At 57.2% G+C, this 16,404-nt stretch carries 16 protein-coding genes and 1 tRNA gene; 12 read left to right on the top strand and 5 right to left on the bottom strand.

The genetic code is table 11. The features are described from left to right. Positions 1-18: 18 nt before the first annotated feature. The 7 genes from BM286_RS03405 (at position 19) to BM286_RS03385 (ending at position 7,480) form a co-directional block, all read left to right on the top strand. Positions 19-2,727: a response regulator gene (locus BM286_RS03405; RefSeq protein WP_092920175.1), complete on the top strand. Its 2,709-nt coding sequence runs from the start codon at positions 19-21 to the stop codon at positions 2,725-2,727. Positions 2,728-2,885: 158 nt separating this feature from the next. After that, complete coding sequence (locus BM286_RS15975; RefSeq protein ID WP_158293471.1) at positions 2,886-3,209, top strand: HalOD1 output domain-containing protein; 324 nt, start codon at positions 2,886-2,888, stop codon at positions 3,207-3,209. Positions 3,210-3,219: 10 nt separating this feature from the next. Beyond that, entirely contained in the window at positions 3,220-3,813 is a 594-nt protein-coding gene (locus BM286_RS03400; RefSeq protein ID WP_073307163.1) for a response regulator, read from the top strand. Position 3,814: 1 nt separating this feature from the next. After that, complete coding sequence (locus tag BM286_RS15970) at positions 3,815-4,198, top strand: DUF5658 family protein (protein ID WP_369333759.1); 384 nt, start codon at positions 3,815-3,817, stop codon at positions 4,196-4,198. 454 nt (positions 4,199-4,652) lie between these two features. Further along, the gene (locus tag BM286_RS03395; RefSeq protein ID WP_092920174.1) at positions 4,653-6,329 is read left to right on the top strand and encodes a transposase; all 1,677 of its coding nucleotides are present in this window, start codon (positions 4,653-4,655) and stop codon (positions 6,327-6,329) included. A gap of 338 nt (positions 6,330-6,667) precedes the next feature. Next, positions 6,668-6,955 (top strand): hypothetical protein, encoded by a 288-nt coding sequence (locus BM286_RS03390; protein WP_092920173.1) that lies wholly within the window; start codon positions 6,668-6,670, stop codon positions 6,953-6,955. Positions 6,956-6,958: 3 nt separating this feature from the next. Beyond that, positions 6,959-7,480 carry a winged helix-turn-helix transcriptional regulator gene (locus BM286_RS03385; protein ID WP_092920172.1) on the top strand — a complete coding sequence of 174 codons (522 nt, stop codon included), beginning with the start codon at positions 6,959-6,961 and terminating at the stop codon, positions 7,478-7,480. Here BM286_RS03385 and BM286_RS03380 read toward each other — a convergent pair. The 4 genes from BM286_RS03380 to BM286_RS15435 are packed head-to-tail and all read right to left on the bottom strand — an operon-like array spanning position 7,477 to position 9,500. Continuing rightward, the gene (locus BM286_RS03380; RefSeq protein ID WP_092920171.1) at positions 7,477-8,019 is read right to left on the bottom strand and encodes a hypothetical protein; all 543 of its coding nucleotides are present in this window, start codon (positions 8,017-8,019) and stop codon (positions 7,477-7,479) included. The two genes, BM286_RS03385 and BM286_RS03380, sit on opposite strands and share 4 nt — an antisense overlap. Further along, positions 8,019-8,267: a hypothetical protein gene (locus BM286_RS03375; RefSeq protein ID WP_241989489.1), complete on the bottom strand. Its 249-nt coding sequence runs from the start codon at positions 8,265-8,267 to the stop codon at positions 8,019-8,021. Before BM286_RS03375 ends, BM286_RS03380 begins: the two co-directional genes overlap by 1 nt. 22 nt (positions 8,268-8,289) lie before the next feature. Beyond that, the gene (locus tag BM286_RS03370) at positions 8,290-9,159 is read right to left on the bottom strand and encodes an FAD:protein FMN transferase (RefSeq protein ID WP_092920169.1); all 870 of its coding nucleotides are present in this window, start codon (positions 9,157-9,159) and stop codon (positions 8,290-8,292) included. 5 nt (positions 9,160-9,164) lie between these two features. Beyond that, complete coding sequence (locus BM286_RS15435; RefSeq protein ID WP_092920168.1) at positions 9,165-9,500, bottom strand: hypothetical protein; 336 nt, start codon at positions 9,498-9,500, stop codon at positions 9,165-9,167. A gap of 306 nt (positions 9,501-9,806) precedes the next feature. On the opposite strand from BM286_RS15435, the gene BM286_RS15110 reads away from it, so the two are divergent. From BM286_RS15110 to BM286_RS03350, 3 genes are all read left to right on the top strand, one after another. Then, positions 9,807-10,376: a hypothetical protein gene (locus tag BM286_RS15110; protein WP_143103850.1), complete on the top strand. Its 570-nt coding sequence runs from the start codon at positions 9,807-9,809 to the stop codon at positions 10,374-10,376. A gap of 168 nt (positions 10,377-10,544) precedes the next feature. Beyond that, positions 10,545-11,255, top strand: coding sequence for a hypothetical protein (locus BM286_RS03355; RefSeq protein WP_092920166.1), 711 nt, complete (start codon positions 10,545-10,547; stop codon positions 11,253-11,255). A 95-nt stretch (positions 11,256-11,350) separates the two neighbouring features. After that, the gene (locus BM286_RS03350; RefSeq protein WP_092920487.1) at positions 11,351-13,063 is read left to right on the top strand and encodes a transposase; all 1,713 of its coding nucleotides are present in this window, start codon (positions 11,351-11,353) and stop codon (positions 13,061-13,063) included. Between the two features lie 283 nt (positions 13,064-13,346). On the opposite strand, the gene BM286_RS15430 is transcribed toward BM286_RS03350, so the two are convergent. After that, a tRNA-Met gene (locus BM286_RS15430) sits at positions 13,347-13,500 on the bottom strand. Positions 13,501-13,702: 202 nt separating this feature from the next. Between BM286_RS15430 and BM286_RS03340 the strand changes: the two genes are divergently transcribed. Continuing rightward, positions 13,703-15,061, top strand: a complete 1,359-nt coding sequence (locus BM286_RS03340) for a DUF7115 domain-containing protein (protein WP_092920165.1) — start codon at positions 13,703-13,705, stop codon at positions 15,059-15,061. Between the two features lie 109 nt (positions 15,062-15,170). Then, the gene (locus BM286_RS03335; protein WP_174548984.1) at positions 15,171-16,403 is read left to right on the top strand and encodes a mechanosensitive ion channel family protein; all 1,233 of its coding nucleotides are present in this window, start codon (positions 15,171-15,173) and stop codon (positions 16,401-16,403) included. The last annotated feature ends 1 nt before the right edge of the window (position 16,404 follow it).

The raw sequence follows: 16,404 nt of genomic DNA, 5'->3' as shown, positions 1-16,404 counted from the left end.
GGCATCGTGTCGTAAACTATGACCCAAAACGGAAACACAAAAATCCTGGTCGTCGAGGATGACCAAAATTTGGCTGAGCTGTATGCAGAGTGGCTCGCAGACCGCTATGTTGTCGAAACCGCATACTCTGGCGAAGAAGCCTTGGAGGCGTTCGATGCGACTGTCGATATCGTTCTTCTGGATCGGATGATGCCCGGGTTATCCGGCGGAGAGGTTCTCACGCGACTCAGACAATATGAGTCGAACTGCCAGGTGGTTATCGTCTCTGCGGTGACACCGGACTTCGATATCGTCAAAATGGGATTCGATGCGTATCTCGAAAAGCCCGTTGAAGCTGACGACCTCGAAGACGTTATCTCCCAGATGCTCACTCGTGCCGAGTACAACGAGGATCTGCAAGAGCTGTTCTCGCTGATAGAACGCCAATCGACCTTGGAAGCCGTCATGGAGGCAGATACCCTCGAAACGAGCCCGAAATACCAGGCACTCACAGACCAAATCACAGAACTCGAGGATAAAGTCGAACGGTACCTCCAGAACCTGCCAGATAGGGATTTTCGAGTGGCTATCGAGCGCCTGCAACGAACAGCAGCAGAGCGCAGGGAACAACAGCAGTACCAGTCCCTCACTGAAGACGTATTAGACACATCACAGGAAGGGGTCATTGTAATTGACCGTGATGGACAAGTGGTGTGGGCAAACGAAACTACCGAAGAATTACTTGGAGTTGATAGAGACGATATCCAAGGGTCTGACTACAGTCGAATTGCTTCTGAATCGTACCAGGAATATCCCTCAGGTGAGCAAACACTGTCTGACCTCGTAACTCATTCTCTAGAGAACATGAATTCCGAAGTCGAAGCCATCGTCCGTATCCCTGAGACGGCTTCGAAAGAGCAGCAGTGGTTGGAGTACTGGAGCGGGCCGATTCAAACTGGTCTTTATGCAGGCGGGCGGATTGAACACTACCACAATATTACAGAGAGGTACGCGTATGAACAACAGCTTGAGGATCTGCATGCGGTTTCCCGCGATCTAATGACAGCGGACTCGGAACGTAGCATCGGCGAGACCGTGACAACTGCCGCAGTCGGGGAACTCGGATTCGAGTTTGCCGCGATATATACACGAGAAGAGCACACGGGACGCTTGGTCCCACTAGCACACGCATCCACGGAAGATGTTACTGAAATCGATCTTCCCACTATCTCTGAAGGAGACACACCAGTCTGGACGACCTATGTGACTCGAACGGAACAGTTGGCTCCCGACGACGAAGACGTAGTAGATACTCGGTCAAGCCAGTGGTTGGCAGAGGAGTTCTCGTCGTGGCGACTCTACTCACTAGAATCAGAGGGGGTTCTGTTGGTGGGGATGACCACGACGCCAGAGATCTCCTCAAGAAAGAACAAATTGGCAAAGACGTTAGCAGCGAACGCAGCAAGCGCATTCGAACGAACAGCACAAGAGGCGGCCCTTCGGCAACGCGACCAGCGGTTAAACGAGCAAAACGAACGGCTGACACGACTGGATCGAATCAATACACTGATACGGTCGATAAGTGCCACGGTTATCAGTGCAAATACACGAGAAGAACTGGAGCAAGAGGTCTGTAATGCTTTAGCTCATCTGGATCTGATTAGCGGGGCGTGGATCGGTAAAAAAGATATTAATACGAATACGATCGAGGTCAGAGCCAAAACGGAGTCGCTCCAATATCAAAAAGTGGGGGCGAACGACACTCCAGCAGATGACAATACCCAACGGAGTAACTCTACATTGCCACCTGCTGAACGGGCATACAGGATTGAAGGTTCGGTCGTGGAGAGCGACTTAATGACCGCTCGCTCCGAAACGGAGTGGGAACAAGACGCACTGAAAAATGGCACCAACTCGATTGTGGCTGTACCACTACAGAGCGAGGCGTCGATCCTTGGCGTATTAGAAGTCCACTCCAAACTACCAAACGCCTTCGCTGAAGAAGAGGTGACAGCCCTCACAGAGCTCGGTCAAATAATAGGTCACGGGATATCAGCACTCCGGCAAAAGGCGGCGCTTCTATCTGGTGGGGGCACAATTCTCGAAATTCAGTTCGAGGACGATACTGGCCTTGCAACTCTTGTTTCGGATATGGAGACGGATCTCGAAGTGTTGAATGTAGTGACTGAGAGTCCAGATCACCTCCTGTTCGCGCGAGTGACCGGTGAAAACGTGACCCCCGAGGCGTTCGAAGCTGCTGGTTTCGATCCAGAGACGGTCATTTTGAGCGACTCTCGAAATGGTATCTACTGTAAAGTCCCGGTGCGGAACAGCAGCTTTTGCGAGAAACTGACCGACCAAGGAGTTGCGATAAATCAAATCACAAACGCTTCCGAGTCCAACGAGATCGTGGTTTCAGTAACCGTGCCATTCACCGTCGACGTCGGGGAATATCTGAGTTCACTCCGGGAAGACTACAGCGATCTCACCCTGTTATCCAAACTGGATAGTGAGCGGGGAGAAACTAATACCTCTCTCTCAGCACGTCTTGATGGAGCTCTTACCGCCCGGCAAGAAGAAGTCTTGCAGACGGCGCTCTACGCAGGATATTTTAATTGGCCGCGGGATGCAGATTCGACGTCGATTGCCAAGACTCTCGATATCGCACAGTCAACGTTCAACCAGCATCTTCGAGCTGCTGAGTCTAATCTGCTGACGACTCTCTATCAGGATTCAACCGAGCTGTGACCTGCCTCAGTATCACGTTCTACAGTACTCGGGCTGTCCTGCTTATCGACATTCGGAAAACTGGCTCCAAATAGTGGGCCTTTCCATATAGGCATTAAATTTGGCAACCCGATATTAGAGGGTAGAAGACGTTTGATTGTAGAATAGATGTATTCTTTATGGCCCAAAGCTCTCCGCACCGAGAGTCTGAACCTACGGGATGGAGTACAGATTCCCAAATAGTGCGTGAATTTGATAGACCTGTCCGTGTTTCGGATGCGGTCATTGAGACACTTATGGAAGCTGTCGAAGACTGGCCGGAACTCAGTAGATCACCTCCGGTGTTCGAATTTGTTGATACAGACAAATTAGATGGCTTGTTCAAAACTCGTACAGTCGAGGAGACCAGTCATATGCCCTCTGTGGAGTTTCTCTTTCAGGACGCACTTGTGACGGTCATGTACGCATCAACGGTGCGTGTCATCGTCGAACGAGATGCGTGAGTGAGAATAGATGACCCATTCCAGTACCGTTCTGATCGTCGAAGACGAAGAGAATCTCGCTGACTTGTTTGGCATTTGGCTACAGGAGCAGTTCGAGGTTCATGTGGCCTATTCCGGGGAAGATGCACTGGAAATCTTCGCTGAGGAACCGATTGATATTGTCCTTTTAGATCGTCGAATGCCGGGCCTCTCTGGCACGGAGGTGCTACAATCAATTCGTGAAGGCGGCGATGCCCAGCAGGTGATCATGGTAACAGCTGTTCAGCCAACGGAAGACCTAGCGTCCATCGATGTGGATGACTATCTTCTCAAACCAATCGACCGGACGAAGCTTCTTCGAGCTGTGGAAGCTGCGGAGCTGGTTCTAACATACGAAGATTCACTCACAGAGCTTCTCTCACTCACCGCGAGGAAAGCCACGTTAGAAGCGAACCTCGACAAGACAGAGCTAGAAAAGGACGACCGATACGGCGATCTCCTCCAGAGAATACGAGAGTTGGAGGAAGAAGCTGATACGACACTCCAGCGTCTCGAGACAGATTATCAGATCGATATGCTGGTCAGAGACCAGCGTATCGGATCCCAACCTGTAGAGCAGTTCTGATATGGTGCGAGGAGCCGTGGCATCCACTAATTGTGCTACCAGCAGCAGTATCGAAGTACTCGCAGAAAATAAATATCCACTGCTCATCGGATTGGTCTTCGTACGAGCTATAGATGCGAGTCTCACGTACTATGGGCTAAGCATCGGACTGCGAGAAGCCAATCCGATTGTCGTACTTATTGTTGAGACTCTCGGAATCATCCCCGGCCTATTCTTTCTCTCGTCGGTGTCACTAGTGTTATTATTCTTTCTTGGTGAATACCTGCTTCCCTGGGTCGGACAATCGAGACATAATATCGATCTGTGGAGCAATGTAGCATACCTTTCAGCTTTGGTCGTATGGAGCGCTGTGTCGCTTCATAATATGGTACTCATTTGGATATGAGATTGATCGAGTTTGTCGGCGTATTATTATATGTTTCAATTGTGTTAATTATATCATTTGCTATGCTGCTTTCTCTGCTTTAATTTCTGCAATGAAGCTCCAAACCCTCACTTTATAAACGGTATAGGAGGATGGCTTAACCCTGCGGAAATTCACGGATTAAAACTGGATAGAGTATTGGCACCTATTAGCAGAGACAATCCACGAGTTACACTATACATAGCCCCGTTCACCCCTCAAAGCCGGATTATAGATAGTAAGGCCAATACTTAGACGTTGACAATATTGATCAGGTACATCTATTGGGTTCAGAATTATGTTCTTCCTCAATAATAATCGAACCGGATACCTCTCAAACTGGTATCCAGCGAAGCGTCAGAGGCACACCCACCCCACCCCCCCGTTTAATTAAATATAACACGCGTTTTGAGTTCGTTCTACTTTCTATAGACTGATGCCCTACACCAGTCAGTCCTGTCGGACTGTGTTTCGACGGATCGCCCAACGACAATATAGTGAGTGGCCGGCGTACAATTCGACACCACTGTACGATCGAACGTCGCTCGCTGGACTGGAATCAGATATCCGGACAGTCTCGGAGACGTGGTTCGATCACGATAGTCACGACTCTATCGAGGAGTTCGTCTGTACACTCCCGCTAGCCTACTTTCGATTTAGCGCCCATGATCAGTATGCGGGGTCGACACGCTACCAGATGGCCACTCTCTTCCGGGTGTTCGTTCTGCAAGAATGCCACGGGTGGGAGCACGAAACCGCACTCGTTGGCTACCTCAGGAACCGCCCTGAACTCCGCGATAAACTGGGGTTCGAGACGATCCCGTACCAATCGACACTGTGGCGAAGCTGGCACGAGCGGTTCACCCCTGACCTCCGAGAGACTGTCGAGACAGCGGCTCGAACGATTCTCATCAAAGCACAGAATGCAGGTGTCGCGGTTCCGCGTGAGCCGGCACGAAAGCTCCGATACCACGGGAACGAGTCTGGTGAGTCAGACCCGAATGATCAAACTACGTTGGAGCAGGCAGAGAAGATCACCGGACACGTCAGCCGCATCGTGTTCCCGGCGTTTTCGCTGGAACGTGGCGAGGGCTGTGAGATACACGAGAACGCCTACTGGGACTTACAGACGTATCTCGGACTTCGCGAGCGGCTGGCTGCGAACGAAGGGGCTCGCAGTTTTGTCTACGAATCGACTCGGGATCGGACACCGCTGGGCCACGCCCATCGCGAGCACATCCGCGACCTCTCGGTTGACCAAGTGCGAGAGATGTACCGGCAGGCCATCACTCGGCTCCTGAACGAAGTTGCGGAGACAGAGCAGTTCTTTCGAGCGGGGATCGTCGCGATTGACATTACCGAAGCTGACCCCTTCACAGGCGATAGAACTGGCTACGAGGATGAGATCATCGGAACGAAGAAGAAGAACGACGAATACGCCTACCAGTGGGCGACAGTCCAGTTAGTCGGGAATGCCGTTCCGATCGTTCTAGACGCGCAGCCAGTTCGGAAGGGTGAGCCCCGCTTAGAAATTGTTGAGGGCCTCTTGGATTCTGCCGAGGAGATGGTTCACGTCGATAACGTGCTGATGGACCGAGAGTTCGATAGCCAGCACGTCCTGGAGATGCTCAGCCAACGTGGGCTTTCATACGTCGTGCCGAAGCGAATGCAGACCAGCGAGAAAGCCCAGGCCAAGCGATTGCTCCAGCGCGACCAAGACCGCTACGAGACCGACCGGAAGCTCCATCTCGGAAAGAATGAGTGGCACGAGACGACGCTGATCTACCGCCGGAAAGAGGACTCTGAGTACGACGATCACCGGCAGTATTCGGGGTTCATGACGAATCAGGGGAGCGGACACCTTACGGAGTACGGCTACAGGTGGGAAATCGAGAGTGGGTACAGGTCGATCAAACGGTTCATGGCGGCGACGACGTCGAAGGATTTCGGGCTGCGATTCTTCTACTTCGCGTTCGCCTGCCTGTTGTATTCGATCTGGCGGGCTGTCGATCTGCTCGTGCAGGTTGAGTTGACTGGTGAGTACGAACATTCGCCGATCGTAACAGCCGACAACACGCTGACGTTGCTGAAGAAGGAAACGGGAATCGGGTAGAGAGACACCCTGTCTGGGTTAGCGCGCCGTTTGAGTGGCTACACTATTGGATATCTCGAAAATTCGCCCTTACGATTGGAAGTGTGACAATAATGTCCGCTTGGAGAGTGATCTGGAGCAGTTTCCGCTGACCGAATCGTTCAAATTCGCACATCACAGGCCCGCTAAACCCACTGTAGTCTCAACTTCACGATCCAAGGGGTAGTTGAGACTGGTCGTCTCAATGCATAAGATTGGATTCGACGGTTGAACGCCAATCGTTTTCCCCGCTACCCCCTTCAATTGAATTGTATCGATTGCCGAGCACGTCGCACCGGCTGTGTGTACAGATAGAACGTATGCCACTCGCTCAACTCCTCGAACAATACGTCAGTCTGGGTATCTTCGTCCTCGCTGCAGGCCTGAGTGTACTCAGCTTCCTCGCATGGCGGCGGGAACGTGATCGTCGTATGTGGATCGTTACGCTCGGGTACGCGATGTTCGCCGTCTATGGGTTCATCGTGTTCCTTGAGTACCCGCTGCTCCCGTACTTCCCGTACGCGACGCTGGAATTGCTCGAACACGGGAGTGCAATCCTGATCCTCGGTGGCCTCCTGGCGTTTTTCGTCGCTTTGACGCGGGACTAAGCAATGTCGGACCCGGATCTCGAATTGGCCTCTCGGCGGGAAATCTACCAGCGGATAGCCGATACGCCCGGAATTCACTTTCGCGCGCTCCTCGACGATCTTGAGTACGCACAAGGGACACTCCAGTACCAGCTCAGGTGGCTCGCCGATGGGGACCTGATCGACGTCTCGGATGACGGCAAGTACACACGGTACTATCCGGCTGCCGAGTTCGACGAAGCCGATCGAACAGTGATGAACGCGCTGCGCCGGGAATACAGTCGCCGCATCCTCGCACATCTTCTCACAGACGGCCCGCTCTCGACAACCGAACTCAGCGACCGCCTCGACAAGGCACAATCGACCGCCTCGTGGCATCTTTCGAAACTCGCCGAGGCCGACCTCGTCACCAAAGAGCGTGACGGCCGGAGTGTCGTCTACGAAGTCAGCGATCCTGATCGGGTAAAATACCTCTACACGGTTCACCGGCGCTCGTTCACTGACAAAGTCGTCGACCGTATCCTGGGCCTCTGGGACAGCTACTAGCTCGCCGCCGCGTTCGACGGGAGCCCTCGAAGCACCAACAGACGCAACAGGAGCACGTACACGAGAAACGCCACTGAGGGTCCCAGCAGGGGACGAATAAGTCCCGTCAGATCAGTCCCGATCGCTGCAGCATGGATTGTCCCGAAGGCGAACCCAGCATACGCGAATGAGTGGACGACGCGTGGGCCCCAGGGGCGCTGGAAGCGTCTTGCGTCAATAAAGCCAAGCACCGCGACGACAAGCATGAGCAGTGCCCCCGCACCGACGGCGACGCCGCCGAGAAAGTACGGCATCGAGTATGCCGGCGCTGGAACCTGTCCGGTGATAACGAACCACGCATCAAGGACACCGAGTCCCGCGTGTAGCAACGTGACGATCATCGCGAACACGGATAGTTCGATATGGATTCGTTGAGCGGCCTCGTGGAGCATTCCAAACGATTCCGTGTTGTAGAGGATGCCCGTGAGAACTGCCAGATACAATGCCGGATACGTGACAAGTGCGGCACCTCGGTCGAGGAGCCAGACGAGCTGTGACATCACGATGCCCCCGTCGTTTCGACGATATCGGGACAGCCGTCCGCGTCCTGGAACCCGTTTTTCGTTTCCGGTCGTGTCGGACACGTATCCGCGGAGTCGTTGATATCATCATCATCGTAATCGGCTGGGGCCTGTCGCGTTGAAACGGTCTGGTCGACGAGGTCGCTTTGTTTTTGTTCGGTCGCTTGGGCGGCACGCACGTCTCCGATCTGCCAAAGAGCAGGGACAGCCACCACTAAGACGACCATCGCCACGACGGTGATTCGTTGCTTATGTGTCCAAAACATGTGTCTCAAAGCCATCTGTCGTATGGAAGACGCCATCGTGGATGATGAGCGCCTCTAGACCCTCCCAGTCCGATGCTAATTCGCGTGCCTTGGCAAGCGGGAGTGCCGCGAGGGTCGTCGCCAGGGCGTCGGCTTCCATACAGTCTCGGCGTGCCACGACGGTGACCGATTCATGGCGAGAGCCGAGCGATTCGGTGGTCGGATCGTAGACGTGGTCAGTGCCGTTTCGTGACCGTCGGTATCCGCCCGATGTTGCGACATACCAGTCCGTGTCGAGGACCTTCAGCGGTGTGTCGTCACCGTACGGGCTCTCGATGGCGACCGGTCCCGTCGGTGGGGACATGTCACCGCCACCACTGACGAACCCACGTCGGCCGACGCCGCCGAGTGCCTCGCTGGCCCGATCAACGATGTACCCTTTGGCGAGGCCATTCAGGTCGAGTTCGACGTCGGTCGTGATGTGAGAGCCGCTGGCTTGGACAGTTCCAGTATCAAACTCTGTTGGTAGTGTTTCACTGTCACCGCGCAGGAATGTTTTGAGGGTGTGTTCGACGCGGCCCTGATGAATATCGAACACCCCGTCGGTCCGGTCGTTGTATTCGATTCCACGGCGAACGATTTGGGCAACGTGTTCGTTCCTGACTTCTCCTTCACGGTTGAGCCGGCTGACGGCACTCGCCGCATCGAAGGCGTTCAGTTGGGCTTCGAGTGATTTAGCCGTTTTTCGGGCCACAGTAGCCCCAGCCTCGGCCCAAACGCCCGTCGCCTGAATCCGAAACGTTGTGTCACAACACTCGAACTCGCGTTGGGTGTCCCCGAACCGTTCGTAGACCGATGCGAGCGATCCCATCATCTCGGTCACTCATCCTCTTCGTGTTCTTCGTCCTCGTGTTCCTCTTCGTATTCTTCCTCGTCGTCTTCATCTTCGTCGTCTTCTTCGTACTCCTCGTGTTCTTTGTCCTCGTATCCGGACTGTGTCTGGACTGCTGGGGTGAACTCCTGATTCGGCGTCGGCGCATCCGAAGCGGCCTGTTGTGCTACATCCGATGCCGTTGAACCGGATGAGTCAGTTTGCTCGCCAACTTGCGCGAGGCCGCCACCGGGCAGCGCGAGGGCCCCGGCGACACCAGCTGTGAGGAGCGCACCGACGAGCGTGAAGGCGACGAGTTTGTTTTTCGGGACGGGAACGCGCATAATTAGCTACCCCTCGGTTCAGAACCACTATCTTCGACGTGTCGGTCGTTGCGTTCTGTCATTGCAAATAGAGGGTTGAGACAGCCGTAGTAAGGCGTTCGCGTCCAACCATCGAATGTTCGTACAGCTATCGAATCTGTTCAGGACATGAAATGGGTTCTGAGCACGCATGTGATTCGGTTACCAGGCATCTGGTGCGATCAGTGTCTGTCTGACCCTGTGCACGCAGACGATTCGATGGTTGTACGACGATTCGATAGATGGACGCGAATGCTATTTTGTAAACTGTACCTATGTGGGATTGCAATGCCAAGGAACAAGATAACCAGTATCGCGCTCGTTGCCTTGCTAATATTGAGTGCAGGTGCAGCAGCAACTGGTTCCGCCACCGCCGCGCCCGCGAACCAAACAGCAGATGCTGATCAAGAAACGAACAGTACTGCTACGGGGACGAGTGAGATAGGGATAGAGTCACTTAGCGGACTATCGCTATTTGATTCGCTCGGAGCACTCTTTTCCGATGATAGTGCATCCGATAGCTTGACTGCCGACACCCCGAGTGAGACCATCGATATCGACGACATCAACGAGACAGACACTGACGACATCAACGAGACAGACACTGACGACCTCAACGAGACCGACACCGACGACAATTCGGATTCAGAGGATACGGTTTCTGACGACAGCTCAAACGAGAACGAAGGTGACGAAAACTCTGATGAGGATGACGCTGGCAACCCTGATTCAGACTCTGACTCCGACGACCAGTCCGACGATGATGACTCTGACGACCAGTCCGACGATGATGACTCTGACGACCAGTCCGACGATGATGACTCTGACGACCAGTCCGACGATGATGACGAAGATTAGCTGATCGCGGATCAAACCTATCCGCTATTGTAAAGTAACCGTCTGCAGGCACAGTAGTCCCGGGCACCTGCGTTGAGCCCTTCGTATTATGCCAGAATACTGTGTGGACGCATACGATTCGATGACTGGACGCGAACACACTTTTTGATACCGTACCCACAGCTAGATATGTATAATCGATTATCGCAAGTCGGTCTCGCCGTTGTGCTCATTCTGGTCGTTAGTGGAGTCGGCACTGTTCAAGCGGGGGCATCACCAGTAGATGGTGATCATATAGTCGTGAAAAATCTTGACGCAACAGAACAGTCACTCCCTCCTGTTGCGGACGTGGATGAATTGGAGGGTGAGGAAGAGGAAGGTGAAGATGCAGAGGATTCGGACGAAGATGAGACAGGCGCGAGTCTGATTGGAGATTGGTGGGGCCTTGGTGGCGAAGTGAATGAGGCTCCGTACATTGGTGTGGTTGAAGCTGGCGTTGTCCTTCTCGTCTTCGGTGTCCTCGGGTACAGTCTTGTAAAGCGAAAGCGATTGCTGCCGGTGCAGTACCGTCGGTATCAGTTACAAACACACCAGTGGGTCGTTCTCATCGGGACGGCACTAACGCTGCCACACTTCATTGCTGTCGAAGAGTGGGAAGGCCTCGGTCTCGCAGTTGCTGTCTTGCTCGGTGTAGAGGTGGCGAGTGGCCTGTATGGTCGATATCTACATCGACACGTCGTCCGGCTTGGACGAGGAGATGAGACACCGTCAGTCGTTGGCCGTGTGCTGACTGTCACAAAAGAGACTCTCTTTTCACGATGGCGACGAATACACGTCTTGCTGACTGTTGTCACTGCCATCATCCTCGTCCTCCACATTATCACCGCAATCGGTGACTGACCTTCCCGTGGTCTCGACTCAGCCTGATAGTAGAGGACTGGCAGCAAAGTTGGAATTGGCCCGTTTCGGACAGTACCGCACATCTTTCGATGGAGATGAGTCCGTACACGAGTCAGGGGCATGGAGTTCTAGTGGTCCCGAGTGACACTTCCCGCCGTGATGTCTTTCGACGAATCGCTCAACGCCCACACGTCGATTGGCCGGCCTACGACGCGACGCCACTGTACGACCAAAGTTCACTGACTGCGCTCATTGAGGATTTCCGGACTGTCTCTGGAATCTGGTTCGAACACAGCGCTCACAACTCGGTCGAGGGGTTGGTCTGTCAGTATCTACTGTCCTACGTGGAGTTCAGTCCCCACGACCAGTACTCCGGTCCGACCCGATATGAGATGCCACAGCTCTTCAGAGCGTTCCTGCTGAAAGAAGTGTACGGCTGGGATCACGAAACCGCGCTCGTCGAGTATCTCCGTCAGCACTCTGAAACCCGTCGATCGCTTGGGTTCGATTCCGTTCCCGACCAGTCGACTCTCTGGCGCAGTTGGAATGAGCGCTTCAGTGCCAAGCTCCGTGAGACTGTCGAGAGAACGGCTCGGACGACCCTCATCAACGCCCAGAATGCCGGTGTTGCGGTTCCTCGTGACCCGGAACGGAAGCTCCAGTACCACAACGAAGAGTCTATGGAGACCGATCTTGACGACCAGACTATTTTGGAAGAAGCAGCGAAGATCAGCGATCACGTCAGCCGAGTCGTCTTCCCGTCATTCTCGTTGGACCGTGGTGATGGCTGTGAAATCCATGAGAACGCGTACTGGGACTTACAAACGTATCTGGGTCTTCGTGAGCGGCTGGCTGCGAACGAAGGGGCTCGCAGTTTCGTCTACGAATCGACTCGGGATCGGACGCCGCTGGGGCACGCCCATCGGGGGCAGATTCGGAACCTCTCGATTGAACAGGTTCGAGCGATGTACCGGCAGGCCATCACTCGGCTCCTGAACGAAGTTGCCGAGACAGAGCAGTTCTTTCGAGCCGGAATCGTCGCGATCGACATTACCGAAGCTGACCCGTTCACAGGTAACCGCACGGGCCACGAGGACGAGATCATCGGGACGAAGGAGAAGACCGACGAGTATGCTTACCAGTGGGCGTCCGTCCAGTTAGTCGGCAACGCCGTCCCGCTGGTCCTCGATGCCCGCCCCGTCCGAAAGGGGGAGACACGACTGGAAATCGTCGAGGACTTGCTGGATTCGGCTGAAGAGTTGGTACACGTCGATAACGTGCTGATGGATCGGGAGTTCGACAGCCAGCACATCCTGGAGATGATCAGCCAGCGCGGGCTTTCATACGTCGTGCCGAAGCGAATGCAGACCAGCGAGAAAGCCCAGGCCAAGCGATTGCTCCAGCGCGACCAAGACCGCTACGAGACCGACCGGAAGCTCCATCTCGGAAAGAATGAGTGGCACGAGACGACGCTGATCTACCGCCGGAAAGAGGACTCCGAGCACGACGATCATCGGCAGTACTCGGTGTTCATGACGAACCGGGGGAGCGGACACCTCACGGAGTACGGCTACCGGTGGGAAATCGAGAGTGGCTATCGATCGATAAAGCGGTTCATGGCGGCGACGACGTCGAAGAATTTCGGGCTCCGATTCTTCTACTTCGCATTCGCGTGTCTCTTGTACTCGATTTGGCGAGCGGTCGATTTGCTCGTCCAAGTCGAGCTGACGGGTGAGTATGAACATTCGCCGATCGTAACAGCCGACAATACGCTGACGCTGCTGAAGAAGGAAACTGGAATCGGATAGAGAGATACTCTGTCCGGGGTAGTCCGGATTCCTGAGTGGCAACACTGTCGGAGATCTTGGAAATTCACCGGTTTAGTTGGTAGTACGCCACCAGAAGACTATCGAGAGTAGATCCGAAGCAGCTTCGCCTCGAAAATTCGCCCGAAACAACGCATCACAGCCCCGCTAAACCCACTGTAGTCTCAACTTCACTTCTCACTATTAACGAGGTTTCTGTGGAGTCATTTGAGATCAGACCCCAATTAATCAGATATTTGTCAGTAACTGAATAGAATAGATTGTATGGCCGGGGTGGGCTCCGAACCCACGATCTCCGCATGTCCCAGGTCCGAGGCTCGGCGGAGCCACGGGAAGGACGCGGACGCTTCCAAGGCGTCACCGCACCGAATCTCCGAACCCTATGAGTGCGGCGCTATGTCCAGCTAAGCCACCCGGCCTCACCAGTTCGTACCGCGATGAGACTCTTTAACCTTCCCATCCGTCGGAGGGTTGTGAACCGATCGCAGATCGCCGCGGGCGGCCGCTTCCGGCGGTGAATCGGACCGAAGGCGCCCCCGTTTCCGAGCGGGGCGAACCCGACGGCCCCGCGCTCGCGGTCGACCCAGCGGATTTATGCCGGGCGCGGCGTATCCCCGGCGTATGAGCCTCCCCGAACTGCTCGCGGCGACCGTCGGCGACGAGGACGTCGTCGCCGAGGTGCCGCTGGGCGGCGACGATCGACTCGCGGTCACGCCCACCCGGACCCTGGTCTTCCGCGGAGACGGGCTCCTGTCCGACGAGTCCGTCGACGAGTACGGCCACGACGTCGAGCGCATCGAGGTCTCGACGGGCCGCCGCAAGGCGAAGATCACCCTCGGGTACGGCCTCGACGGCGACGAGACGCTCTCGGTCCCCGCCAAGCGCGTCGACGACGTCCTCCACCCGATCCTCGCCGGCGTCCTCTCGGCGAGCGGCGTCACGGGCCCCGGCGAGACGGTCGTGCGCACCTTCCGCTTCTCGGAGCTCACCCTGATCGTCACCAGCGAGCGGCTGGTCAAACACGTCGGCTCGGCCGTCTGGGACCCCGAGTTCGAGGAGTTCCACTACGCGGACCTCACCGGGCTCGACTTCGAGGAGGGGACGGTCGCCACCGCGATCGTCCTCGTCCACGACGGCCGTTCGGAGCGGTTCAAGGCCCCCAACGAGTCCGCCCGCGCGGTCCGGGAGACGCTCGCCGACGCGGTGTGTTCGTTCCACGAGGTCGACAGCGTAGAGGAGTTCCGCGTCGCCGCCGCCGAGGCCGACGAGTCGGCCCCGGACGCGGAGGCGAGCGGCGCGACCGACTTCGGCGAGGGGCCCGACCCGCTCTCGGCGTCCCCGGCCGCCGACGCGGAGGCCGACGCCGACGGGATCGGAACCGGACCGAACGAGTCGGCCGGTGCCGCCGACCTCGGTGGCAGGTCGGACCCGCCCGTCGAAGGCGATAACACCTCGGAATCGGCCGCCCCAGGATTGAATTCGGCCGATTCCGACGGTTCGGCCGACGAGGACGACGACCCGCTGGACGGAGACCCGCTCGCCGCGGACGCGTCCGTGGACGACGCGACGGGGGCAGACCCGCTCGACGACGCGACCGCGACGGATTCCCTCGGCTCGGAGCCGACCGGGGCCGCGTCCGTCGACGACGGGAGCGAACGAGAGGCGGGGGGCGAACCCGCGTCCTCGGCCGACGGTGAGACGGTCGCGGCGGACTCGACGGTCGCCGGTTCGACGACCGGAGACCCCGTCTCCGACGCCGCCGACGCCGACTCCGTCGCCCCCGGCGTCGAGACGGACGCCGCCGGTCCGGACGACGACGCGTTCGACGGGTCACCGTTCGAGAGCGCCGGGGTCGAGGACGCGGACCTCGCGAACGAGGTCGCCGCGTTGCGGCGCACCGTCGAGACGCAGTCCGAGCGCTTAGACCGGCAGTCGGCGCTCATCGAACAGCTGATCGAAGAGCTCCGGCGCGGGCGGTGACGGACCCGCGCCTCGCCGCGGCTCGTTTCCACGAACCGGCCGACCCGATTCTCTCGGGTGAGACTCGCGTCGGATCCGTTATCCGGCCGGCGGCGAATCCCCGGACGTAATGGCCGGAGTGGGAACCCGAATCGGTGCGGTGTTACGAGACGTCGCGAGCACGGAGGGACGGCTGGCGGTCACCGCCGGTATCGTCCTCGCGACGCTCGCGATCGGCTGGCTGTTGCTTCCCAGGGCCGTCCGTGCGGGTCAGCGGGTCGCTTCGGGCTGGATCGAGCGGGTCCTCGACGACCGCGCCGGGGCGTCGACGGAAGGCGCGATCGAGACGCTCCGCGACGGCGTCCCGTCGTCGTTCCTCCTCAGGCTGGCGGTCGGCGGCCTCCAGCTCGGGCTGTTCGTGCTCGCCGGCGTCGCCGTGCTGACGCTGTGGGGGCGGTTCGACGTCGTGGTCGCGGTGCTGCCCGTCGCGGAGAACGCCGTCAGGGTCGGTGCGCAGGTCGTCGTCTCGGCGGTGCTACTCGGCGGCGCCTACGTCGTCAGCGACGTGGTGGAGACGTACGTCACGGAGCTGTCGGCGGACAGCGACCGGATCACGGCCCACCAGGAACAGCTCCTCACCCGGCTCGCGCAGGTCGGGCTGCTCGTGCTCGCCGCCATCACGGTCCTCGGGATCTGGGGCGTGAACCTCGGCGGCCTCCTCGTCGGCGCCGGCTTCCTCGGGATCGTGCTCGGGATGGCGGCCCGGCAGACGCTGGGGTCGCTCATCGCCGGCTTCGTGCTGATGTTCGCCCGCCCGTTCGAGATCGGCGACTGGGTGGAGATCGGCAGCGAGGAGGGGTTCGTCACCGACATCACGATCATGAACACCCACATGCGCAACTTCGACGGGGAGTACGTCGTGGTGCCCAACGACCTCGTCGCCAACCAGGCGATCACGAACCGGAGCCGCGAGGGGCGCCTCCGGATCCACATGGAGGTCGGGATCGGATACGACGACGACCCCGACGAGGCGGCCGAGATCGCTGAGGAGGTCCTCAACGGGATCAACGTGATCGCGAACAACCCCCAGCCGTACGCGATCCCCTCCGGGTTCGGGGACTCCGCGATCCTGCTCGACCTCCGCTTCTGGATCGATCCGCCGACACCGCAGGCCCGGTGGCGCTCGAAGGCGACCGTGGTCGAGCGGATTCAGGACCGCTTCGCCGACGCCGGCATCTCGATCCCCTACCCGCAGCGGACCGTCTCGTACCCGCCGGAGACGGCGCAAGCCGAGGAGACGGTCGAGCGCGTCGAGCGGACCGACGGGGACGACGAGGAGCGGTCGCGGGACCGCCCCGCCTGAA

The sequence above is a fragment of the Halorubrum sodomense genome (genome assembly GCF_900111935.1).
GTDB classification, from domain to species: Archaea; Halobacteriota; Halobacteria; order Halobacteriales; family Haloferacaceae; genus Halorubrum; species Halorubrum sodomense.
The sequence above is the reverse complement of the archived record's forward strand: the minus strand, read 5'-3'. Positions and strand labels throughout refer to the sequence as shown.